Genomic DNA, 22,902 nt, shown 5'->3' on the forward strand with positions numbered 1-22,902 from the left:
TTAGAAGGTAAAAGTGGTTCGGATGGCACCGATTGTGATTGTGTCGTTGTCCTGGTTGTGAAGCGGATTAAATAATACGATCACCCCTGGAGTGACTGTAATATTCTCAGAAACCCGGAAGCGGTAGAAAGCTTCTACGTGAGTTGTACTTCCTGGCTGACCGCCTTCATCCCCAAAGCCACCCTCACTAATAAAATCAGGGTAGTTTCTTCCAATTGGCAGGTCACTACTGGTAATTTTAGGCGGCTGACCGACATAAATACCGCCGAGGTTGCCTTCACCAAGCAGATCGGGGAAATTCAGGTAAGCCATCCAGTTGAATGTTTCTACATTTCCGGATATTCCTTGCGCGTCAGAAGTCGTGTAGCCGCCCCAACCGCCAATTGTAATGTTGGGCGTTGCTCGGAATTCTAAACTGGCACCAAAAGCATTCGTATTAATTGGCCCTCTGCCTGCCGGAGTCGGGAGGAGAACCAAATCGTCGCCAACGCCAGTCCCCAATCTTCCAAACGGAGAGTAGGAGTTGATGTATTGCAGACCAATATCAAGCGTATCTAGGGGCGATACGACTAACTGCAAGCCAGCTGCGGTTTCTCCATCTTGTCCACCGCCGATACCCCCACGAAAAGCATCTGCGGGTCTGCTGGCAGAGTAGACGCCTTGTAAACTGATCCGTGGATTGACTTGCCAGTCAAAGCCTAAGCCTCCACGTCCCCCGGTATTAATAATTGGGTTGCGTTGAGCAAAGCGGGAAAGTGGCCCTTGACCGGCACTTTCTACGCGGTTTGCTCCCCGGAAAACGTTCACTGGGTTGACCCCTTCCGGACCGATGATGAAGGCAAAATTATTACCGATTAACTGACGATAAGTGAGGTCGCTCAGTACAATGTCGTTCCCGGTGTCTCCTTCATATCCCAAGAAGACCATATCGTTGTTGAGCAAACGAGGTCCCGAATTTCCAGAACCCGCTTGCAATCCAGTCAGCAGCAGGCTGCGAGGACTGAACTGGGTGAACAAACTCAACTGGACGTTGCTAATGACGTTGGGATTTGTATTCTGGTCTTCTAATCGGTTCCCAGTTGATTTTCGGTTCAGGAACAACTCAAATTCATTCTCATTGCGTCCCTGAACGCCGACGACTGCCTGTCCAAATAGCTTCGTCGTGGTTGAGAACTGATGGCTTTCCAAGAAAGCGGTACGACCTTCCAGATTATCTACCCGCGTCCGTAGGGTCGCCAGTTCCGGCCCAAACTCATCAACGAGTCGTCGCAGGGTTTCTAAATCCGCTTCGGTAGCTGCATCAGCCGAACTAGCGGCAATTAATTTCTCAATTTGCTGAAGACAGGCATTTACCCCTGCGGCAAATTCATAGCGACTGAGTGCCCGGTTGCCGCGAAAAGTGCCATCAGGATAGCCTGCAATACAGCCGTAACGCTCTACAAGACTTCGCAATGCTTCGTAAGCCCAGTCGCTTGGTTCCACATCGCTCAACTGGGACACATTGGTGACTTGATCCAATGGGTTGGCTTCCATGTCCTCTGGGTTTCCCATTTCCAAAGGATCGCCCGCTGGAAGCACTTGTTCGCTAGCCTCTTCAGAGGGCAGCGCTTGAGCTTGCAGGGTGTTGGGATTGCTAACAGTTGCTGCGTCTACAAGAGTGCGAGCCTCTTTTGTTGTTGCAGATGCAGTGAAAGATGTATCCAAGCTGCGACGGCTAGCAGACAAAATAGGAGACTTTGTAGTCGAAAATTTTGGTAAACTAGCTGCCGGTTGCAACTGGCTTGTTTCAGTTGGGGGGGTTAAATTTACCGCAGTGGCAGATTCTTGAGTTGCCGCTAAACTAGGCGAACTTGCTGCCGATTCCGTCTGCGATGCTTTTAGTTCTGGCAGTACATTCGCCGATGCGAGTGTTCCCTCGGATGCAGCTGCCGCCAGCGAATTTGCTGTCGTTTTTGCCTTGGTTACATCCGTTCCTGTCGCTAAATCTGTAGATGTCGAGAATCCCTGAGTTGAAGACTGGACTGCCTCAGCAGCTGTGGTTGGGTCGATATCGGTGGCTGCAATCGCCGGGGAGAGGCTAACTGCTAGTAAGCCAAAGGCTGTAAACACTAGCGCTGAGGATGCTGTTTTCTCTATTCTCCACTGGGATTTCACGGGTCTAAAACTCCTCAAAACACACCATACTTGCTGAAATTTTACAACAATATTGTGTCAGTCGCTACTAACGCTTTGGATTCCTTTTCATTCGTTAGGGATTGAGGTTGGCAGTTGACGTTTACCCAAAAGGAAAGTTCCTGGCTGAGTTTCTTTTTTTTATAATCGCTGACAAAAAATTGCTCCTAGGGATTAACGGAGAAGCAATTTTTATACACGGAGGTTTGATACTCTGCGCCTAATTACTCAAGGTCATCTGAGGCAAGTGTGCGATCGCGCACTTGTCTGGGATGTACACAGCCGAAACAGGCGCGATCGCTTCTTCTGGGTCAAATTAGTTTATAAATCCTAACAATGAGTGTCCGAGCGATTTTCAACATCATTTCTGTTTCGTTCGTGCAATAGAGATTGTGCAAATAATTGTCAAGTTTTATCTACAAATTACCAAATTCAACTAACGCTGCCGCCGGTAGTGTAGAAAAACTTCTTGCTCAATCGACTCGACTGACAAGAGTTCCAGCCTAGGTGCAAAATCTGCCAAAAATCCAGAACCTTCTACTGGCGTCGGTGCTGTCGCTCCTCCTAAAATTAACGGACAAACCGTGAACCAGAATTCATCGATTAAATCAGCCGCCACTAAAGCACCTACGAGTTCCCCACCTCCTAGGACAGCGAGATGTTCCAAGCCTAGCTCCCAGAGCTGTTGAAAAGCAGCAATCCAGCTAATTCCATCGGTCGTTGCCTCCACTTCTAGAACCCGCTCAAATTCTGAGCATCCTTGCCAGCGCTTGGCACCTGCCTCTCCTGTAAGTAACCACCGAGGTATGGGTTGACGAAAAAAGCGCCATTGCGGATCTAGATTGGCTGATTGAGAGCAAACAATTTGGACTGGTTGGAGCGATCGCCCTCTCTGTTGTCGCCAGTCCAGCAAATCGGGATTCCTCACGCTCAGCGTCGTACCGTAGGCGCGGAGAGTACCCGCGCCAAATAAAACCCCATCCGCTTGGGCAATCTGTTTTTCCAGGTGCGCCAGATCCGCTGGAGACGAAAATCGGGCGCGATCGCGACGAATATCCGCAATCTTGCCATCGGCACTCATTGCCAAAACAACTGTCGTAGAAGGGCGTTTCCAGACAAATCCCGTCATCGCTGCTGGTCGCTCAAATATTTAATTAAAGTTTAAGAATTGCTTATATTACGGGAATTAGTGTAGAGATTCCACAAAGTCAACCTTTCCAGAGTATACGAGGATCTGGAACCGTTCTAGGATGGAATGGATCTGTCAAACAGTATCGCTCTACCAACACGATTAACCCAGAAAAAAGTAGGCTAATCAATACCCCCACTCTGATGGGGTGATTTTTGAGAATTCTTGCTATTGGGTTTTACACCTCAAATTAGAGAAGTCCTATGGCTAAGCCGGGTCAATCCTCCTTCCGTCGCATCCTGCTGTCACGCATTTTGCTTTTGAGCGTCCCGGTACTGCTGATGGGGGTGTATGTAACCTACAGAAAAGCACGATCTAGCATACTGGAAACCGCTCGCCAAAATCTTACCGAAAGTGCAGTGAGAAAAGGAGAGAGCATGAGCGAGTCAATTAAAGCGCTCTCTGCCAACTTAGTGACTGCAAGTGAAGCAGTCGTACTGCAATCGCGATCGCCCGAAGCGCATCAAAAATTTTTAAACCAACTCGCCCAACAATTGCCAACGCAAGTCCAGTGCATTCAACTCATCAACGTCGAGACCGGAAACATTGCTGCCAGCACTTGTGGGGAGAAACCCATTAGTACGCTAGATGCAAGTCACTGGCCCCAGCAGCAACAGGAATTACTGTTAGATACTTCCAAGGTGCAGGTGAAATCGCTGCTTCCAGGAAGCTCCCGCCTGAATTCAACTGTTAAAGAGAATCAACCTAGCCCAAAAAGCCAACTAAGATTGATTTTCAGTGCGCCTGTTTATGACAGCACAGGTTCTCTGCGTTATGCCCTGAGTGTCCAATCAGCTCTACTGAAACAAGAGCGTGCCAAACCAGGGTCTCTGAGTGGCTATCCAGTGGTGATTGACCAGGATGGAACCATTTTGGCGCATCCGATTACCCAGCGAGTTGGAAGAAATATTAAGCAGGAGGCAGATGGGGAAAGGCTCGAAACGGTCATGAAAAACGCGATCGCGGGTAGAAATGATTTTCTGCACTTGTTTTCTTTCGAGAAAAACGGTGTGGAATTACTCGCAGGGTATACCCCGATTCCCAGTCCGATTAGCAACCAGCCGGATCGCCAGTGGGTTATCTTAGCCGTCACTCGCTTAGATAGTGCCTTATCGGGTCTAAAAGAAATTCAACAGGTGCTGGTGATTCTGACATTTGGCTTAATCGCCGCTAGCCTGCTGGCAACGCTGTATATCTCTCGCGAACTGGCGCTGCCATTGGAGCAATTGAGAGACTACGCTGGGTCGAAAGGGCACTTTCACTCTACAGATCGAGTTCCTCAAAACTTCAAAATCCGGGAATTCAATCAATTATCGGAAGCCCTCGATAATATGGTGGAGCGACTGAAAGCATGGGCAGAAGAAATCGAAACAGCCTGGAAAGAAGCACAAGCAGCGAATCAGCTGAAAAATGAGTTTCTAGCGAATACTTCTCACGAACTAAGAACTCCCTTGAATGCGATCATTGGTTGCATTCGCCTGGTACGCGATGACTGCTGCGATGACCGCGAAGAAGAGATGGATTTCTTACAGCGAGCGGATGATGCAGCGATTCACCTCCTGGGAATCATCAATGACGTTCTGGATATTGCCAAAATTGAAGCGGGTAAGCTTTCCGTCGTCATGGAGGCAGTCGATCTGCGAAAGTTGCTTAAGGAAGTGATTGATTTACAGGCTGTTCCGATTCAGCAAAAAGGTTTGCACTTTAATACGCCAGATTTGCCAGAATCGATTCCTGTTCGTACTGACCCCGCAAAACTCAAGCAGGTGCTGCTAAATGTGGTTGGCAATGCGACTAAATTTACTGAAAAAGGCAGCGTTACGATTACCACCCGGATAGAGACTAGTTATGGCAAAGAACAGGCAGTGGGGAATTCTGTCCCTCCTAGCTCTCATTTATCGAATGGGGTCGCTCAAGCCGCGACAGTGAGTCATGAAGAACAAACAAAAATCCAGGCGGCGGCATCTGTGGGCAATGGGCAAGAAGTTAGAGGAGAAGATGCCTCTAGCATCTCGAATGGAGCTTCTAACATTTCTCGAAGCCTTTTAACAGGAACTACGAACTCTCTCAAAGAGCGTCTCGTCCCTTCTGCGCGTGTTGTTGTAACAGTTCACGATACAGGGATTGGTATTGATCCGAATCAACAGCATAAGCTCTTTCGCCCCTTTGTCATGATTGATGGCACGACGACTCGGAAATTTGGCGGCACAGGTCTGGGACTCGCAATTTCTCGGAACTTAATGGAACTGATGGGAGGTAGCATTACGCTATCAAGTGCAGGAGCTGGTCTGGGCACAACTGTGGAGATTGCCGTGCCCATGATTGATACTTCAGTGTTGCCAACTCTTGAGTCTACGAATGCGGCAAAAAATTAAGAATTCAGCTATCTGTTTGACTGCGGAATGAAACCCACTCCTCGTTAACGAGGAGGGGTGTATAGAAGGCATCTCAATGGTGAAAATTTACCTCAGACTCTTTCTCAATCTCTCTGTTTACATACAGGGAAACGTAAGATTTCGCGATCGCCTTGAAAGAGGAAAAATTGAAGAAGCTTTAATTTTTCACGGACTAGGGAACTGTAACCGTAAGTCCTCCCTGTTGTAAAGATTCGCTCAGACATCGAAGAATCTGCACCAGCTGGGCACCCACCCATCCCGAAGAAATCTCTGAAGATTGGTTCTGGTGGATACAGCTCAAAAAGCGATCGCAAACTCGCCCTAAAGGTTCGCCCGGTTCTATGCTCAATACTTCCCGGCTTTGATTGACGGGAGTATAAGGGCCAGCACTGGTGTTTTCAAAGCGTCCATGCTGAATGGTTAGCGGTGATTCTGCTTGTAACTCATCAAAAATCAAAGTTCCCTCACTCCCCACCACACACAGGCGACGCTGTTTATCAGGATTCAGCCAGCACAGATGAATGAAGGCTTGAAAGCCGCTAGGGTAGGTGAGTGTCGCCCAAACAAGGTCTCTTAAAGGATGAAGAATCTGGGGTGAGGGAGGAGTGTCAAAATTGACTCCATCTTTCATTCCGGCTTCTTGGTGCAAAAAAACGGTGCCGCTGGCTTGCACCTGAGTTGGCGTTGCCTGAAGCCAATTGTTGAAAATATTAATATCGTGGATGGCTAAGTCCCAGAGTGCGTCAACATCCTGGCGCACAGGGCCTAGATGGGTACGGGTGGCGTAGCCATAGCGCAAATCTCCGAGAATTCCAGATTGGACAGCGGTTTTACCGCGTTCAACCGCTGGGTGAAACAAATAGGTGTGGTCTACGAAGAGTTGCCGGTGCTGTTGTTCTGCTAATCGGCACAGTTCCAAGGATTCAGACGGATCGAGGGTGAGTGGTTTTTCTGATAAGACGTGATAGCCTTGCCGGAGAGCGTCGGCGATCAAGGTGTAGTGTGTCGTGGCTGGGGTTGCGATCGCAACTGCCTCGACTTCCGGCATCTGCTGCACCTGGGACCATTCGGTTGTTAGCCGCACGCTGTCATCTAACTTAAACCGCTCTCGAAGTGCTTCCAGGCGCTCCTGCTTCGGGTCTAATACCGCGACCAAGCGGGATTGAGGATGCTCTAGGAAATTCCGCACGAGATGTACACCCCAGCGTCCAGCCCCCAACACAGCAATTCCAGTTTTCATCGTTGTTTATTGTTCGTTGTTCATTAAAGACTGGCTAATTGTTCTTTGTCATTCCCCATTAACCAGTCTTCAAATTAGCCATGAACTAGGCTAATTGCTAATGGCTAAAAAAGCTTCCCTCGCCGCAGCTTGTTCGGCAGCTTTTTTAGAATGTCCCTTGCCTTGACCCAATCGACGCCCTTGCAGCCAAACCTCGGCGGTAAAACGTTCTGGATCGCCGTGAATTCGTCTGGTTTCCTCGACTCGATATTCTGGCAGTATTTGGTAATGACCTTGCGTCCATTCCTGGAGGGCGTCCTTGTAGTTTTGGTAGGCTGGGTCTGTCCGAATTTCGGATGCCAGTTGTTTAAAATGAGAATCTAGCCACGGACGCACTAGTTCTAAGGTATGCGTACTCAGGTACAGGGCACCCAACACCGCTTCAAAGGCGTCTGCCAACCGCGAGGTAAGACCAGCTTTGTCACCTGCGGCACTTTCAGAAATTAACAGGTAGCGATCTAGTCCGTAACTATCTGCAATCCCGGCTAAGGTGCGATCGCTCACCAGTACCTTCCGAATTGCCGAAAATTCACCCACAGAACAATCAGGATAAACTTCCCATAAAAATTCAGACGCTGCCATCCGCACTACCGCATCCCCCAGGAACTCCAATTGCTCATAGTTCGCCGTTGTCGAAATTGTGGGGTGGGTGAGCGCTAAGTTGAGGAGCGACCACTGCACTGGTACCTGCGGTGGAAGCCCTAACTTTTGGATCAGACTTTGCAGCTGCTTTTGACGAGGAGGATAGCTGAGATTCATGGGAATGCGTTGGACTTAGGGGAACCCCAATCATTTTTGCAACATCACTGAACAGCGCCTCAACCTGAGCCATCAGTTCTCGTTGAATTGGTAAGAGGTGGACTTCTTCCCGGAGTTTTTGCTGCAAATCGCGCAGGCGGGCGATGGGTTGACGCAACTTGGAGATTGTCTGCTCTAAGTGTTTGGCACGTCTGAGTTGTAACACGACATCCCCGCTGAGCTGGGTCTTCTGTTCGATGAGTACCGCCAGCATTTTAGCGAGCGCCATCACAGTCTGACCGTCTTCCTCATTCCATTGCTTTGGTTCTCTACCACCAACCGTCACCACACCGTAAACGCGACGACGACCTTGCAGCGGCGCTGCCATTAGCGTTTGAGCCGTGGGCATCAGGGGTTCCATCAAACCATTCTGGCGCACATCTTCAACATAAATCAATCTACCCTCACCAATTGCTTTACCGCTAGCTCCATCGCTAATTCCGACAATTGGTTTGTTGGTGCTGATGTTGCCTGCTGCGGAAACCACCATAAAATTGTCATTGTTTAAGTTGAGGGCGATGACGGCATCGGCGGCACCAAAATTGGTAAATAATATCTGCACCGCATCTCGCAATATACAGGGCAAAGGTTGATACTGCGATAGAGCCGTGGAAAATTTATGCAAGGTAGAAAGCTGCACCCAACGGCGGTGACTCGTGAGTTCGGCTTCTTTAAGCCGTCCCAGCAACCGTCCATTAATTTCGGCAATGTGGGCACTTTGCTGAACGTAGTTTCGCGTTCGGATCGGCTGGTAAAACGTCCCCATGACTTGGGACATCAGCAACGAAACCCGCGCCACTACTTCTTCATCGTAAGACCACAGCCCATCAAAGCTTTGACTACTGCTGTTGCGCTCTGGCCCTTCCACAGCTTGAGTCAATACCGCCGTCCAGAAATCGGGGGTATCAACCAGCCAAAACCGCTCCCTGGACAAGGCTGAGTTAGGCTCAAGCCCAATAAATTCGATTCCCGGAATTTCGGGGGGATGAACGTCGGGAACACCAAATATAAAGACCCGCCGACATACCTCGCCTAAGTAACTATATCGACGGAGATGTTCGAGGAAGTGAGAGAAACGCTGGAAGCCAGCAAACAAATCAACCGGAAGTTTGTGGTTGAGCAACTGATCTTCGAGCAGATCGCCGATAACGTTCATCGTTGCGATCGTGTGAATACCGCGCAATTCTTGGTATTGGTTCGCAATCGAGCGGAACAATGATATGTCCACTAAGCCACCCTGATTAACAAGAGTTCAAAATCGTGTAAATATCGCTTCTGGCAGACAGATTACCGCTAAATGCTACGGGTGGCTATGCAAAATTTCTTGAAGTCTTGACTTTTGTGACTGCATCAAGAGAAAAACAAGCTCATTTTTACATGAAGCTTCACTGAATTCATTAATTAAATTGATTTAGCCTTAGAAAAGGATTACTTTTCCGACCGCTCGTTTGTACAGCCTCTACAAGCGCGATCGCGATCGCCAACTAACACTGGGCTTTGCTCGTCCTGTTTTTCCGGGAAGACTCGATAGGCGATCGCTCAATTTACCCAATTTTTCAAATGCCTGTTGAGCCGGAGAGTTTCTCGAGCTAGACTCACCCTCGCCTCTCTAGCTCTTGTTCACAACAGTAAAGCAATTTAAGGGAGAGAGTCGGTCATAAGCCGGGTTCTGTTCTCCACAGCAGCAGTGCCGCTGGAAGGGCGGTTATCTATCTGGGACGCCTGTTACCAGACGCCTCAAGCGGTTTTAAAACGGAATCGGAAAAAGACCAACCGTGATTCCCTACCTTGCTCCCAACCGGGGTTTACCGAGCCAGCGCCTCTCGACGCTGCTGGTGCGCTCTTACCGCACCTTTGCACCCTTACCGGGATAATTAAACATTAAAAATTCTTCATTTTGCATTTTTAATGTTTAATTATCCCGGCGGTATCTTTCTGTGGCACTATCCTCACGGTCGCCCGCACTGGGCGTTACCCAGCAAGTTTGGTCTTTCGGGAGCCCGGACTTTCCTCAGACTCGCACAAACGGCAAATCTGCAACCACCTGCGCCTACTCTCTCCCGTTCTTCAGTGTGGCATATTCAAGAGCTTTAGAGAGCGAATCTTCGCTTTTGAATTCTCACTTTGCTGATGCAGTTTTTCAAGAAAGATTGGAGATCCCCGCCTAAATTTCGATTATCCTGAATAAAGGGAATGATTTACGTAACTTAATAATTCTGCTGGTTACTGGACTTATGAGATGCATCATCAACCGCCGCGCTCAGTTTTCGGCGAGCCACCGTTATTGGCTGCCAGAACTGAGTCAAGCGGAGAATATACAAGCGTTTGGTCGCTGCACTCAGTCGCCCGGACACGGACACAACTACGTTTTGTTTGTCTCCCTTGCCGGGGATCTGGATGAGTATGGCATGGTGCAAAACTTGTCTGAAGTCAAACGGGTGATCAAACAGGAAGTCACCAGTCAGCTAGACTTCTGTTATCTCAACGATGTGTGGTCGGAATTTCAACAAACCCTACCCACTACAGAAAACATCGCGCGAACCATTTGGCAGCGTCTAGCACCTCACTTACCGTTGGTAAATATTCAACTATTTGAACATCCCGAACTCTGGGCTGACTATCAAGGAAATGGAATGGAAGCGTATCTGACAATTGGTACCCACTTTAGCGCCGCTCACAGACTGGCTCATCCGAACCTCAGTTACGAAGAGAACTGCGAGATTTATGGCAAATGCGCTCGTCCCAACGGTCACGGGCACAACTACCACTTGGAAGTAACAGTTCAAGGCGAAATTGATCCGCGCACGGGCATGATTGTGGATTTAGGAGCCTTAAACAAGGTAGTGGAAGATTATGTGCTTGAGCCGTTTGACCATACTTTCCTGAACAAGGATATCGCCTATTTTGCCCAAGTTGTTCCCACCGCTGAGAATATTGCCATTCATATCCGGAATCTTCTGCAAGAGCCTATCCGGGAATTAGGGGCAAAGTTGCATAAGGTAAAACTGGTTGAAAGTCCGAATAATTCGTGTGAAGTATACTGTAGCGAAACCGCTCAAAACTTAGCGGGAATTCAACAGAACGATCGCTCTCTAACGCCTGTATCTACTTGATGTTTTAGCCGGGAGGCGCAAGTTTTTAGAAAATGTCGGGAACAAACCCGCTATCGATTTGCGTCTACCGAATCCTAAGCAGCGTTCGTCCAGTGGCAAGCAAGGGTTGCATTCCAACGCCTAAAGCGATAAATTGTAAGGTTTTTTGAAAAATTTGTTTAAAGCATGAGAGCTTAACCAGCCGATCCGGGAACACTAAAAAGAGACGACCTAGCCTTATACCGCAAGTCGGTGCTAAGCGAATCAAGGTGTTGAGAAAAATATATGGATCGCCGCGTTAACCATCACAACAGCCAACAGGAGGGCGACCTACCTGAGGAGGAACGCATCACTGTTGTTCCTCCTACAGATATTAGCGCTCATAGCCAGCATCAGCCAAAAACCGATAATTACACTAAGGGAGAAGCCGATCGACTGCTGGAGCAAGGTGCCCAGCAGCACCAAAACGGTCATTTCGAGGCGTCACGACTATCCTTTCATCAAGCACTCACGGTCTACGGCGAACTTCAAGACCAGCGAGGACAAGGAAGAACGCTCGGCAATTTGGGGCTAGTGTACTATGCCTTGGGAAATTTTGCCAAAGCGGTTGAGTATTCTGGGCAAAGTTTAGCGATCGCCCAAAGTATCAACGATCAGCGATTGGAAAGTCAAGCGCTGGGAAATATCGGCAATGCCTACCGTCACTTAGGCAACCATGCCAAAGCCATTGAGTTTCAGCAACAAAGTCTGCTAGTCGTGCGGGAACTGAAAGACTTGAGTGCAGAAGTGGCGGCGCTGAATAATCTTGGACTAGCTTACAAGGCACTGGGAGACTACTCAGCGGCAATTGAATACCAGCATCAAAGTTTAATAGTGGCGCGGGAACTCCAAGACCAAGAGGCAGAGGGTCAGATCCTGAGAAATTTGGGAAATGCTTGCTACGCTTTGGGCGACTATGTCAAAGCGATCGCCTACTATAAGCAGCGTTTAGCACTCGTGCAGCAGACTGGAGATCACCGTATTGAGGTACAGATTCTGAGAAATCTGGGGAACGCCTGCTACGCAATCGGGGACTACTCTGCGGCGATTGACTATGGAGAGCAACGCCTAGCGATCGCTTCGGCAACGGATGACCTCCGCTCCCAAGAGCAGGCACTTTCGCATTTAGGAGTGGCTTACGAGGCATTGAGCAACTACGCTAAAGCAATTGACTACTATGAACAACGCTTAAGGATAGCGCGAATCCTCCAAGACAGCCGAGTCGAAGGGCAGGCTCTGGGAAGCCTCCGAGTTGCTTGCTATGCTTTGGGCGATTACGCCAAAGTGATGGAATACGACCAATAGGATTTAATTAAAAATAAAAATTTATAAGGCAATCTATGTATTGCCGAGAGCTTAGTTGCGCCCGAAAAGCTTGCTAGGTATGTTTTTCAGCTTTAGTTTCTAATCTATATCCGTACAGCGTAGATTGAGCTAAAAAGTTTCTTGATTTTTAATTTTTTATTTTCTCTAGCTACGTCCCGCTTTTGGGAGATGCATGGAGACCGCTCGCCCGATTATCACTAAGTTTTAACCGGAAAATTCTGGACTCAGCGAAGTGGTCTTGGGGTGTCTGATAATATGAGCAAGAGGAATTCACCCCGCAATTGTACCCAGCTATCTTGCCTAAACGATACACAATCGTACCTAAAACAACGATATGGAGGATATGGACACCATGCAAACTGATTATTCCGCTCCAGAGACCGAAAAAACCCAGGTAGAAATGAGAGTTGACGCCCCAGGCGAATTGGCAGCTCTACCCCCAGCCACCCAATCAACGGAAAAGTGGCAGCAAATTGGAGAACAAATTTCCGCATTTTTCGCAGAACTACCCGAATACTTAGGTGAGTTCTTCTCAGAGTACCAGCGCCCCTTGACCACTCTAGGTCTAATATTAGCTGGCATCATTACCGTGAAGGTGACACTGGCGGTTCTGGATGCGCTTAATGATATTCCTCTGCTAGCGCCGACCTTTGAACTGGTAGGAATTGGCTACTCAGCCTGGTTTGTATACCGCTACTTACTCCGAGCTTCTAATCGTCAGGAGTTGTCCGAGGAGTTTAAAGCTCTCAAGTCGCAAGTTGTCGGCGGGGATTCCAATAACTCGTAAATTTCTCATTTCCGCATAGCTCATTTCCGCACAGCATTGTTGCCCTGCGTCTCTGATTTTCTGACTTAGGGGTAGCACACTAGTGACTGCCCCTAATAATTTTAGTTGTAAATTTCTTAATACTGGTAGAAAGCGCGTGTGCCCATCACGTGATATTTTTAAGCGAGTCGAATCCAAAATATCATTTTGGATTTTAGCTTCTAGATTGTAGAAGACTGGCAGGAATTGCATCTCTACCACTAAGTTTGGCGCGATCGTGGGATTTGATCGTTTAATTTACCAGCGATCGCGGCTCATTTGCTCTCGCTGGGTGTAAAGTGTTCAACTGGCATAATTGTCCCGCTCAATTCCGCTCCACTTAAATCGGCTCCGTTCAAATCAGTTTCACTTAAGTCGGCTTGACTCAAATTCGCCTTAATTAAGTCGGTTCTATTCAGATTTACTCCAATGAGGAGGGCGCTAGTCAGATTGGCTTCACACAAGATTGCATCGCTGAGGTTGGCGTAGCTCAAGTTTGCCCTTCTCATATCTGCGCCAGTTAGATTTGCGCCAGTTAAGTTTGCTCCAGTTAACTCAGCACCAATCGGTTCGGTTTTAACGAGCCTTGTTCCAATCAGTCTGGCTTTATCAAAATTGGTTCCGATCAAGTCAGCACCCGTTAGGTCGGCACCCGTGAGGTCAGCACGACTCAAGTTTGCCCCACTCAGATCGGCACCTGTTAGGTTCACCCCCCGCAGGTTGGCTCCGGCTAGGTTAACTCCCTCCAGAATCGTCTCGCTGAAATCGACCTGGCGTAGGTTAGCTCCTTCCAGATTTGCCGCCTTCAAATCTAACTTCTGGAAATCCCGTTCTCCAGCAGCATATCGTGTTAAAACCTCATCCCCATCCATTTCTATTGCCTCTAAATTGCTTCCAGTTAGCGTGGACTTAGGAATTTTGGATTTTAGATTGATTTTCGATGAATTGCCAATCTAAAATCTGGCTGGCGATCGCGTACAGCCCTTTGGGCATGAAAACAGCGAAGCAAGGCGTTAGTTTAGGGCTGACTTGTCACTTCGCTACTCGTGCGTAGCTGCATTAGGCATGATGGCACCAGTCATATCGGCGTCACGGAAATTGACCCGATTTAGGTTAGCGTCAATGAGAACCGCTTCAGTGAGAATTGCCCCAGTCAGGTTTGACCAGCATAGTTTTGACCTGTACAAGTTAGCTCCGGTGAGATTCGCTCCTCGCAGAGTCGCCCAACTTACATTTGCTCCCCTCAGATTGGCTTTAATTAAGATGACATTTGTCAGATTGGTTCCGCTCATCTTGGCGCGGCTCAAGTCTGCTTGCGTGAGATTTGCTCCAATTGCACTGGCTCCATTTAAAACAGCGTTCGCTAAGTTGGCTTTCTCCAGGTTGGCTCCAATTAGAATGGCATTCGTTAAGTTTGCACCTTCCAACACAGCTCCAATCAACGTAGCATTCGTCAAGTTGCTTCGACTTAAGGGTGCATCAATTAGTTTGGCTCCAGTCAGATTGGCATCGCGGAGAATAGTCTCGCTCAAAAGAGCGTGACTCAGGTTAGCTCCGGCGAGGTTAGCTCCGCTGAGATTGGCAGCTCGTAAACTCGCTTCAGTTAAAATCGCTTCGCTCAGGTTGGCGTCAATCAGGCTAGCGCCGATAAGATTTGCCTCGCTGAGATTGGCGCGGAGAACCGCTCCATTGAGATTTGCCTCGCGTAGGTTGACTCCGATTAGGTATGCCCCAATTAGATTTGCTTCGCGCAGGTCTGCTCCCCGCAGGTTCGCTTCGCTCAGGTCAATTCCCATCAGGTCTGCTCTCCGCAGACTTACCTCTCGAAAATCTCGTTCGCCTGCTGCGTAGAGACGTTTCAGTTCATCGGCATCCATCTAGACCTCCCTTCAGGGTACTGCCGCTACAGTCGTTAGGGATGGGGTTCAACCCCTCTCCTAGAGTGGCAGGAAAATAGCGATCGCAGTCTATGCCAACTGCCCAAGGGTGGGATGACAGACGCTCAAAGCCAAAAATAAAGGTTCTAATCGACGATTGGGATCGACACAGAACCATGACACATTGAAGCAGGAGGCGACACTCCCTAACCCTTGAGTGCGTAAAACCTCCTGGGTACACAGGTAGAGCGAACATTTGTTTAGATCCTTCACTTCGAGCGGGATTCAAAAACGGTGGAACTCGCGTTTGGAGCCTGGGTCAGTTTAATTGTTGGACATTCAGTCAGTGTAGATGCTTGAGCGAGTTTGCCTGTTGGATACTAGAACCAGTAGCCGTGAGGTTGAGAAAGCTTACACTATAACCGTAAGGTTAAGTGTGGGATAAAGTCACTATGCTTCACCGCGCCTAGAATTTTGGCGGAGGGGTGGCAATAGCGTACAGCCCTTTGGGCATGAAAACAGCGAAGCGAGGCGTTAGCCTAGCGCTGACTTGTTAGTTCGCGCATTTTCTATCAAAGATTTACAAGGCTGGAAACTCCTAAATAATCATGAGAACTAGAGGTTAATCTCTAGCTACTGAATCTTATTCCTAACTTGAGCGCTCAACTCCGCTCAATTAACTCTAATTGTTACAAAATAGCTGCCACCTGGTAGCTGTCAGCGGGTAGCTCTTTGACAAGAAGATTCCTGTAATCTAGTTATATGGGGAGACCTTCTCTCAAACACCAAACCTGCAAAGAGAATAGCCGATCCACCGAAAAGCAATCTTAAGGACAGAGAATGCCGGAGAATTTGAGAAGCCAAGTCGTCACCCAAGGCGTACAGCGATCGCCCAACCGGGCTATGTTACGTGCTGTTGGTTTTGGAGATGAGGATTTTACGAAACCCATTGTGGGAATTGCCAATGGGTACAGCACCATTACCCCCTGCAATATGGGGTTAAATGATTTAGCGAAACGGGCTGAAGCTGGAGCCAAGGTGGCTGGGGCGATGCCTCAGATGTTCGGCACGATTACCATCAGCGATGGCATTTCAATGGGCACCGAAGGGATGAAGTATTCCCTGGTGTCGCGGGAAGTCATCGCCGATTCGATTGAGACTGCCTGCAACGGGCAGAGTATGGATGGAGTGCTGGCAATTGGGGGCTGCGATAAGAATATGCCCGGAGCGATGATTGCGATCGCTCGGATGAATATTCCGGCTATTTTCGTGTATGGCGGTACGATTAAACCGGGACATCACAACGGGCGCGATTTGACGGTTGTGAGTGCTTTTGAAGCGGTGGGGCAACACAGCGCCGGAAAAATAGACACGGATGAGTTGCTGCAAGTAGAACGCAAGGCTTGTCCGGGTGCCGGTTCTTGCGGCGGAATGTACACTGCCAATACAATGTCTTCCGCGTTTGAAGCGATGGGGATGAGCTTGCCTTATTCTTCCACAATGGCAGCAGAAGATGCTGAAAAAGCAGAAAGTGCTGAGAAATCTGCTTTTGTCCTAGTAGAGGCAATTAAAAAACAACTTTTACCGCGACAGATTGTTACCCGAAAAGCGTTTGAGAATGCCATTTCTGTAATTATGGCAGTGGGCGGTTCTACGAATGCCGTGCTACACTTACTCGCGATCGCTCATACGATTGGGGTCGAATTATCCCTGGATGATTTTGAAACCATTCGCGCCCGCGTTCCAGTTTTGTGCGACCTCAAGCCTAGCGGTCAGTATGTCGCCACTGACCTCCACAAAGCCGGTGGAATTCCCCAGGTGATGAAGATGCTCCTGGTACACGATTTGCTACATGGGGACGCCCTGACCATCACCGGACAAACCATTGCTGAAGTCTTGGCAGATGTCCCAGAACAGCCCCGCACCGACCAAGATGTTATCCGTCCCTGGGATAACCCGATGTATGCTCAAGGGCACCTAGCCATCCTGAGAGGCAATCTGGCAACGGAAGGGGCTGTTGCCAAAATTACCGGCGTCAAAACCCCTTCAATAACCGGCCCAGCGCGGGTGTTTGAATCTGAAGAAGCTTCTTTAGCAGCCATTCTGGCTGGCAAGATCAACCGTGGAGATGTCCTAGTGATTCGCTACGAAGGTCCCAAGGGTGGCCCTGGAATGCGAGAAATGCTGGCTCCCACTTCTGCCCTGATTGGTGCGGGATTAGGGGATGCTGTTGGCTTGATTACCGATGGACGCTTCTCTGGTGGGACTTACGGCATGGTTGTCGGTCACGTAGCCCCAGAAGCGGCTGTAGGAGGCGCGATCGCTCTCGTGGAAGAAGGCGATACCATTACAATTGATGCACGCGATCGCCTGTTACACCTTCATGTACCTGATGAAGAGCTAGAGCGTCGTCGCGCTGCTTGGCAACCGCCTAAACCGCGTTATACAACTGGCGTACTGGCAAAATATGCCAAGTTAGTTTCTTCTAGCAGTGTCGGTGCCGTGACGGATTTAGATTTGGGTTGAAAACAGTCTTTAACTGTTAGATAAACCAAAAAATGAAGTATAAAAGAAGAACCCTGAAGTTTCTCTTTATACTTCATTTTTTTATAACTTTTAACGCAGATTAAAAATAATGAACAGCGATAAACTTCCTCCTGGTAGGATGGGGTTGCCGGTGCTTGGCGAAACACTCGCGTTTGTGTTCGACCCCAAATTTATCGAAAAGCGCTATCAGCAATATGGCTCTATCTTTAAGAGTCATGTTATTGGCAAACCTACGGTTTTTATGGTGGGGCCAGAGGCATCTGAATTTGTTCTCTCCAGCCACATGGATTGTTTCTCGTGGCGCGAAGGGTGGCCCAACAATTTTAAAATACTGCTGGGCGAATCACTATTTGTGCAAGATGGCGAGGAGCATCGGAGAAATCGCCGCCTGATGATGCCAGCTTTGCATGGTGCAGCGTTAGGAAACTACGTTGCCACAATGGAGTCGATTACGCAAAGCTATCTCGAAAAATGGCAGCAGAAACAGGAATTTACCTGGTTTGATGAGTTCAAACAGCTAACGTTTGATATTGCTAGTCAATTATTGCTGGGTACGAATCCGGGGGCTGAAGGTGTTCGGTTGAGCCAGTTGTTTACAAGACTAACAAATGGGCTGTTTGCCATCAATCCGCTGCCTTTACCGTTTACGCAGTTTGGGAAAGCGATCGCTGCTCGTAACGAAATTTTAGAACATTTGGGCAAAGTGGTGCGCGATCGCCAGCAACATCCGACTAAAGACGTTCTCAGCCTTTTATTACAAGCTAAGGATGAAGACGGTAACGGCATGAGCGAAAAGGAAATCCGCGCCCAAGCAATGCTGTTACTCTTCGCTGGGCATGAAACGACCACTTCGATGCTGACTTGGTTGTGCCTGGAGTTAGCCCGTCACCCAGAGGTTCTGCAACGCGCCAGGGAAGAACAGCAGCAGCTTGCGGCTAGGGGAGGAGTAAATTTAGAACAATTAGGGCAAATGCCTTATCTAGACCAAATTCTCTGCGAGACTGAACGACTGCATCAGCCCGTCGGGGGTGGTTTTCGCGGTGTCGTCAAACCATTTGAGTTTAATAGCTTTCAAGTTCCATCTGGGTGGCAGGCGGTGTATTCGATTATCGGGACTCATCGACTATCAACGGTTTACCCCGAACCAGAACGTTTCGATCCCGATCGCTTCAGCCCCCAACGGCAAGAACACAAGCAGCGTCCCTTTAGTTTAATTGGTTTCGGTGGTGGGCCACGAATTTGTATTGGGATAGCATTTGCGAAAATGGAGATGAAAATTGTAGCCGCCCACTTACTACGGGGTTATCAGTGGGAACTATTACCAAATCAACGCCTAGATTCAGTAGAGATTCCCACCAGCCACCCAAGAGATAGGCTGCGCGTTCGGTTTCAACCGTTGCAAGTGCTATGTGAAACATAGGTGTGACGCGATCGCACTTGTTCGGGAAAACGATAACATCACAATTGAGGAACCAAAGGCTCTATACGAACAAACGCAGCAAAAAGCGTTTACCTCTGGTGGTGTTATGTCTAATCCAATTCAAACAGCGATCGCTTCTTCTATCAATGAGTGGCTGCAAGCTCACCCCTCCGTCTTGCGGCTACTTCAGATATTCATCTGGGCGACGAATCACCCAATTGTCAGCTTAGTTATTTTATTGTTTGCGATAGCGATCGCAGGGAGCTTAATCAAAGCTGTCGGTCGCTTAATTGAAACAACTAGCTTATCAATATTGAAAGCTCCTTTTAAGCTAATTCAGCTCTTATTTGGAGTTAGTTTTCAATCAATCTCCAAGTTTGGAGGCTTAGCTTTCAAACAGTTAACGGGTGCTAAGAACGCTGAAATCCCAGCTTTACCGGATTCAAATTCTCCACCAACTCAGCAAGATAAACAGCAACGACTGGTAGAGATTGCTTCTAGGCTAGAAGCAATTCAAAAAGAACAAAACGAGCTTTTACAAGAAGTGGCAACTATCCTCGCTTCAGACAAAATTAATATAGAAGTTTGAAAAGTGAAGGGAGGTTAAGTAATTTATGAGCGATTTATAAACAAAATTACCGAATTAGTATGAGTACAACCCTAGTTGAGACCAGATTAATCCCATCTCTATAAATATGTTTTTGATGAAAATTCTCTGAGTCAGCTGAGCCATTATATTGCCAGTAAAGCTCTGAAATGGCAAGATGACTCTGACAACCCAGCAAATTTACCGCCCAAAGAATCTAAAAACAGATTTTAAACCATGCTATAGCGGTTATTACATGGTTGAGGTACGCAAAAATTCCTGATTATTAAGCTTTTCAGTTTTGAGAAGGTACGGTACATGACCGAGAACTGCTATATAAACCGTGTAGAGATGTAGATGTGATGATAAAAGAGAACGCACTTGTCTAAAAATACGAAATTACCAAGATTGATACATAACCATTTTTAACCATATTTTCAAATGAGTATATATGACAGTACCAGAGCGATTTGAGGTTAAACCTAATAGCCAGCAAAATGCTATTCTACTGGCTGTTAGCTGCACAGTATTCTCCATCATAGGCTTGTTTATGATGGGGTCAGGTCAACCTAAAGCTATTTTGGGGGGAGTTTTGGGTGTTGTTTTCTTTGGTGGAGGTGGTATAGTTACTGTTCCTAAACTACTTAAACGCCCAGTTAGTATTGTATTGACTCGTGAGGGGTTACAGCAGATTACCCTCTATGGAAAATCTATACTTTATTGGCGGGATATTGAGAGCGTAGGAATCGCTAGATTAGAGGGAACTAAGTTAGTTGGCTTACGCCTGAAAAACTATGATAACTACATTAATAATATGTCTCCTGAATTAGTAAATTATTGGATGAACAGTCTACCATACTTAAAATTATTAAGCTTTGGAACTTTAGTACTAGAGGTGCCACTGGATGTGCCTAGTTTTGTAAAAATTTGGTCGGTACTTAAAGGTCATCCAAATCCTGTTAATGCGCTTAAAAGTTTTGGGAAAGTTGGTAACTTGGTAGAAGCAATGCTCTGGAGTAGACAAACCTATGGATATGATATTTTGTTAAGTTGGGCTGACCTTGACCGCTCTGCCTCAGAGTTTATTGAATTATTAGAGCAATATCGTAAGGCCTTTACCACATAGAAGTAATCATAGTGTTTAAATACAAAATATTTGAAGAACTGGAGATTGATTAGTAAAGTTTTATGAAGATAGAAGTAGGTATCTTCAGTCTTTTAGGTGCTTTAGTTGGTGCTGGTGCTGCTATAGTTGCATCCTTAATCAACAACAAATTTCAATTGCGTAGAGAAAAAGAAAAGTGGCAGCGAGAGCAGCTACAGGAAATATATAGTAACTGCATTTATAACCTAATGAGGTATATACAAGGTTTTGAAGAAGGTGGTCAGAAAGGAGTTGACTTTGCTGAGTCTTCTAGGTGGCTTTCCCTGTTGTTAATCCACCATCCAAGTAAGGATACTGATAATGAAACTTTCAAAGCTTTTCGCTATAAAGTCATAGAACTTACGAGGAGAGGTGGTAGCCTCATGGGATGGGACAAAGTACAAGCTCTGCGAGACGAAATTATTGAAATGGCAGAAAAAGACTCTAGATTGAACTGAGTATCATTATCATAAAAACGAAGGGCAACTACTCTAAAATAGTTGCCCTTCAAAATTAGCAGGTTTGTAGGGTGGGCACGATTGATCGCGCACACCCTAACCCAACAGAGAATTAGTAGTCGAAGTCGCCGCCCATGCCAGCGCCAGCACCCGCAGGAGCGCCATCTTTCGGCTCAGGCTTGTCAACCACGATACACTCGGTTGTCAGCACCATGCCAGCGATAGAAGCGGCATTTTGCAGAGCGGAACGAGTCACCTTGGCAGGGTCAACGATACCGGCTTCAAACATATCGACGAACTCATTCGTCGCGGCGTTGTAGCCGACGTTGAAGTCCTTCTCTTTGACGCGCTCAGCAATGACAGCGCCATTCTGACCGGCGTTCTCAGCAATCCGCTTCAGAGGAGCAGCCAAAGCACGAGAAACAATCATCGCACCTGTCAACTCTTCATTCTTCAGGTTGGCAGTTGCCCACTCTTCCAACTGAGGAGTCAGGTGAGCTAGGGTTGTGCCACCGCCAGGAACGATCCCTTCTTCCACAGCAGCTTTAGTCGCGTTGATGGCATCTTCCAGACGCAGCTTCTTATCCTTCATTTCGGTTTCGGTCGCAGCGCCCACTTTGACGACAGCGACGCCACCAGCCAGCTTAGCTAGACGCTCTTGCAGCTTCTCGCGGTCATAGGAAGAATCGGTTTCGTCCATTTGACGGCGGATTTGCTCACAACGAGACTTCACAGCAGCTTCGTTGCCTTCGGCGACAATTGTGGTGTTGTCCTTGGTGATGTTGATACGGCGAGCTTTGCCCAGCATTTCTAACCGGGTGCTTTCCAGCTTCAGACCAGCATCTTCGGTGATCAGCTGACCACCAGTGAGAACGGCAATGTCTTCCAGCATTGCTTTGCGGCGATCGCCAAAACCAGGAGCCTTGACAGCAGCCACATTCAGCACACCCCGCAGGCGGTTAACTACCAGGGTTGCCAGAGCTTCTTTCTCGATGTCCTCAGCGATAATGATCAGAGGACGACCAGCACGAGCGACTTGCTCCAGAACGGGCACTAAGTCTTGGACAAGCGTGATTTTCTTGTCGGTCAGCAGGATGAAAGGCTCTTCCAGAACCGCTTCCATCCGCTCCATGTCGGTAGCGAAGTAGGGAGAGATGTAGCCTTTGTCAAAGCGCATCCCTTCGGTGATTTCCAGTTCGGTGGTCATGGACTTCCCTTCTTCCAGGGAGATGACGCCTTCCTTGCCCACCTTATCCATCGCTTCAGCGATCATCCGACCAACTTCTTCGTCGTTACCAGCAGAGATGGTACCAACTTGAGCGATCGCTTTGGAATCTTCTACTTGTTTGGCGTGTTCGGCAATTCTTTCCACCAGGAAGCCAGTGGCTTTGTCAATCCCGCGCTTCAGAGAAATTGCATTTGCACCCGCAGCAACGTTTCTCAAGCCCTCTTTTACAATTGCATGAGCGAGAACGGTTGCAGTCGTAGTGCCATCACCAGCAGCATCATTGGTCTTAGAAGCGGCTTGACGAATTAAGGAGACCCCCGTGTTTTCAACGTGATCTTCTAATTCAATTTCTTTGGCAATGGTGACACCATCATTCACGATTTGTGGTGCGCCGAACTTCTTCTCTAGTACCACGTTGCGGCCTTTAGGGCCGAGAGTGACAGCCACAGCTTCAGCTAGGATGTCCATCCCTTTTTCCAGGGCGCGACGAGCGTTTTCGTTGTAAATAATGCGCTTAGCCATAGTTCCTCAGTTGTTTTGAGTTTT

19 protein-coding genes and 1 other RNA gene are annotated in these 22,902 nt (G+C 48.0%); 10 read left to right on the top strand and 10 right to left on the bottom strand.

The features are described 5' to 3' along the window. Nucleotides 1–2,154, bottom strand: a complete 2,154-nt coding sequence (locus NC994_RS04985; RefSeq protein WP_347276558.1) for an iron uptake porin — start codon at nt 2,152–2,154, stop codon at nt 1–3. Between the two features lie 454 nt (nt 2,155–2,608). After that, nucleotides 2,609–3,301 (bottom strand): RibD family protein, encoded by a 693-nt coding sequence (locus tag NC994_RS04990; protein ID WP_190439825.1) that lies wholly within the window; start codon nt 3,299–3,301, stop codon nt 2,609–2,611. A 263-nt stretch (nt 3,302–3,564) separates the two neighbouring features. Here NC994_RS04990 and NC994_RS04995 point away from each other — a divergent pair, with 263 nt between their 5' ends. Continuing rightward, nucleotides 3,565–5,736, top strand: coding sequence for a sensor histidine kinase (locus NC994_RS04995; protein WP_190439828.1), 2,172 nt, complete (start codon nt 3,565–3,567; stop codon nt 5,734–5,736). A 193-nt stretch (nt 5,737–5,929) separates the two neighbouring features. On the opposite strand, the gene NC994_RS05000 is transcribed toward NC994_RS04995, so the two are convergent. The 3 genes from NC994_RS05000 to NC994_RS05010 all read right to left on the bottom strand — a co-directional run bounded on the left by NC994_RS05000 (nt 5,930) and on the right by NC994_RS05010 (nt 9,062). Then, nucleotides 5,930–6,997, bottom strand: a complete 1,068-nt coding sequence (locus NC994_RS05000; RefSeq protein ID WP_190439831.1) for a Gfo/Idh/MocA family oxidoreductase — start codon at nt 6,995–6,997, stop codon at nt 5,930–5,932. Nucleotides 6,998–7,087: 90 nt separating this feature from the next. Further along, the gene (rnc, locus tag NC994_RS05005; protein ID WP_190429694.1) at nt 7,088–7,717 is read right to left on the bottom strand and encodes a ribonuclease III; all 630 of its coding nucleotides are present in this window, start codon (nt 7,715–7,717) and stop codon (nt 7,088–7,090) included. Next, entirely contained in the window at nt 7,653–9,062 is a 1,410-nt protein-coding gene (locus tag NC994_RS05010) for a DICT sensory domain-containing protein (protein WP_190439834.1), read from the bottom strand. Before NC994_RS05010 ends, rnc begins: the two co-directional genes overlap by 65 nt. 220 nt (nt 9,063–9,282) lie before the next feature. On the opposite strand from NC994_RS05010, the gene NC994_RS05015 reads away from it, so the two are divergent. Continuing rightward, nucleotides 9,283–9,405 (top strand): hypothetical protein, encoded by a 123-nt coding sequence (locus NC994_RS05015; protein WP_277877569.1) that lies wholly within the window; start codon nt 9,283–9,285, stop codon nt 9,403–9,405. A 71-nt stretch (nt 9,406–9,476) separates the two neighbouring features. Here NC994_RS05015 and rnpB read toward each other — a convergent pair. After that, nucleotides 9,477–9,892: RNase P RNA component class A (gene rnpB, locus NC994_RS05020), an RNA gene on the bottom strand. A 176-nt stretch (nt 9,893–10,068) separates the two neighbouring features. Between rnpB and NC994_RS05025 the strand changes: the two genes are divergently transcribed. The 3 genes from NC994_RS05025 (at nt 10,069) to NC994_RS05035 (ending at nt 13,078) form a co-directional block, all read left to right on the top strand. Further along, nucleotides 10,069–10,947 (top strand): 6-carboxytetrahydropterin synthase, encoded by an 879-nt coding sequence (locus NC994_RS05025; protein ID WP_190439838.1) that lies wholly within the window; start codon nt 10,069–10,071, stop codon nt 10,945–10,947. 264 nt (nt 10,948–11,211) lie between these two features. Further along, nucleotides 11,212–12,270 carry a tetratricopeptide repeat protein gene (locus tag NC994_RS05030; RefSeq protein ID WP_190412803.1) on the top strand — a complete coding sequence of 353 codons (1,059 nt, stop codon included), beginning with the start codon at nt 11,212–11,214 and terminating at the stop codon, nt 12,268–12,270. A 421-nt stretch (nt 12,271–12,691) separates the two neighbouring features. After that, nucleotides 12,692–13,078, top strand: coding sequence for a CAAD domain-containing protein (locus tag NC994_RS05035; protein WP_347275920.1), 387 nt, complete (start codon nt 12,692–12,694; stop codon nt 13,076–13,078). Between the two features lie 293 nt (nt 13,079–13,371). Here the strand turns inward: NC994_RS05035 and NC994_RS05040 are convergent, their stop codons facing one another. From NC994_RS05040 to NC994_RS05050, 3 genes are all read right to left on the bottom strand, one after another. Next, nucleotides 13,372–13,968, bottom strand: a complete 597-nt coding sequence (locus NC994_RS05040) for a pentapeptide repeat-containing protein (protein WP_190412805.1) — start codon at nt 13,966–13,968, stop codon at nt 13,372–13,374. Between the two features lie 168 nt (nt 13,969–14,136). After that, entirely contained in the window at nt 14,137–14,973 is an 837-nt protein-coding gene (locus NC994_RS05045) for a pentapeptide repeat-containing protein (RefSeq protein ID WP_190412806.1), read from the bottom strand. Further along, the gene (locus NC994_RS05050; RefSeq protein WP_190412807.1) at nt 14,960–15,151 is read right to left on the bottom strand and encodes a hypothetical protein; all 192 of its coding nucleotides are present in this window, start codon (nt 15,149–15,151) and stop codon (nt 14,960–14,962) included. The genes NC994_RS05045 and NC994_RS05050 overlap by 14 nt, the downstream gene beginning before the upstream one ends. A gap of 662 nt (nt 15,152–15,813) precedes the next feature. On the opposite strand from NC994_RS05050, the gene ilvD reads away from it, so the two are divergent. From ilvD to NC994_RS05075, 5 genes are all read left to right on the top strand, one after another. Next, the gene (gene ilvD / locus NC994_RS05055) at nt 15,814–17,499 is read left to right on the top strand and encodes a dihydroxy-acid dehydratase (RefSeq protein WP_190439841.1); all 1,686 of its coding nucleotides are present in this window, start codon (nt 15,814–15,816) and stop codon (nt 17,497–17,499) included. Between the two features lie 109 nt (nt 17,500–17,608). Further along, a complete protein-coding gene (locus NC994_RS05060) occupies nt 17,609–18,940 on the top strand; it encodes a cytochrome P450 (RefSeq protein WP_190439843.1) in 1,332 nt (443 codons plus the stop codon). Next, complete coding sequence (locus NC994_RS05065; protein WP_190439845.1) at nt 18,930–19,529, top strand: hypothetical protein; 600 nt, start codon at nt 18,930–18,932, stop codon at nt 19,527–19,529. The genes NC994_RS05060 and NC994_RS05065 overlap by 11 nt, the downstream gene beginning before the upstream one ends. 448 nt (nt 19,530–19,977) lie before the next feature. Next, entirely contained in the window at nt 19,978–20,652 is a 675-nt protein-coding gene (locus NC994_RS05070) for an STM3941 family protein (RefSeq protein ID WP_190439848.1), read from the top strand. A 62-nt stretch (nt 20,653–20,714) separates the two neighbouring features. Then, entirely contained in the window at nt 20,715–21,128 is a 414-nt protein-coding gene (locus NC994_RS05075) for a hypothetical protein (RefSeq protein ID WP_190439850.1), read from the top strand. Between the two features lie 112 nt (nt 21,129–21,240). Here NC994_RS05075 and groL read toward each other — a convergent pair whose 3' ends face one another. After that, the gene (gene groL, locus NC994_RS05080) at nt 21,241–22,878 is read right to left on the bottom strand and encodes a chaperonin GroEL (RefSeq protein WP_190412812.1); all 1,638 of its coding nucleotides are present in this window, start codon (nt 22,876–22,878) and stop codon (nt 21,241–21,243) included. Nucleotides 22,879–22,902 lie beyond the last annotated feature (24 nt).

Origin of the sequence: Trichocoleus sp. AS-A1 (assembly GCF_039962015.1) — a bacterium.
In the GTDB taxonomy this organism is placed as follows: Bacteria; Cyanobacteriota; Cyanobacteriia; order Cyanobacteriales; family FACHB-T130; genus FACHB-T130.

Excerpts from the sequence above, each read along its gene's own strand:
- NC994_RS05000 (WP_190439831.1), bottom strand. The coding sequence starts at position 6,997 with ATGAAAACTGGAATTGCTGTGTTGGGGGCTGGACGCTGGGGTGTACAT.
- NC994_RS05025 (WP_190439838.1), top strand. The coding sequence starts at position 10,069 with ATGAGATGCATCATCAACCGCCGCGCTCAGTTTTCGGCGAGCCACCGT.
- groL (WP_190412812.1), bottom strand. The coding sequence starts at position 22,878 with ATGGCTAAGCGCATTATTTACAACGAAAACGCTCGTCGCGCCCTGGAA.
- NC994_RS04995 (WP_190439828.1), top strand. The coding sequence starts at position 3,565 with ATGGCTAAGCCGGGTCAATCCTCCTTCCGTCGCATCCTGCTGTCACGC.
- ilvD (WP_190439841.1), top strand. The coding sequence starts at position 15,814 with ATGCCGGAGAATTTGAGAAGCCAAGTCGTCACCCAAGGCGTACAGCGA.
- NC994_RS05035 (WP_347275920.1), top strand. The coding sequence starts at position 12,692 with ATGAGAGTTGACGCCCCAGGCGAATTGGCAGCTCTACCCCCAGCCACC.
- NC994_RS05045 (WP_190412806.1), bottom strand. The coding sequence starts at position 14,973 with ATGGATGCCGATGAACTGAAACGTCTCTACGCAGCAGGCGAACGAGAT.
- NC994_RS05050 (WP_190412807.1), bottom strand. The coding sequence starts at position 15,151 with ATGGTTCTGTGTCGATCCCAATCGTCGATTAGAACCTTTATTTTTGGC.
- NC994_RS05040 (WP_190412805.1), bottom strand. The coding sequence starts at position 13,968 with ATGGATGGGGATGAGGTTTTAACACGATATGCTGCTGGAGAACGGGAT.
- NC994_RS05030 (WP_190412803.1), top strand. The coding sequence starts at position 11,212 with ATGGATCGCCGCGTTAACCATCACAACAGCCAACAGGAGGGCGACCTA.
- NC994_RS05075 (WP_190439850.1), top strand. The coding sequence starts at position 20,715 with ATGAAGATAGAAGTAGGTATCTTCAGTCTTTTAGGTGCTTTAGTTGGT.
- NC994_RS05070 (WP_190439848.1), top strand. The coding sequence starts at position 19,978 with ATGACAGTACCAGAGCGATTTGAGGTTAAACCTAATAGCCAGCAAAAT.
- NC994_RS05060 (WP_190439843.1), top strand. The coding sequence starts at position 17,609 with ATGAACAGCGATAAACTTCCTCCTGGTAGGATGGGGTTGCCGGTGCTT.
- NC994_RS04990 (WP_190439825.1), bottom strand. The coding sequence starts at position 3,301 with ATGACGGGATTTGTCTGGAAACGCCCTTCTACGACAGTTGTTTTGGCA.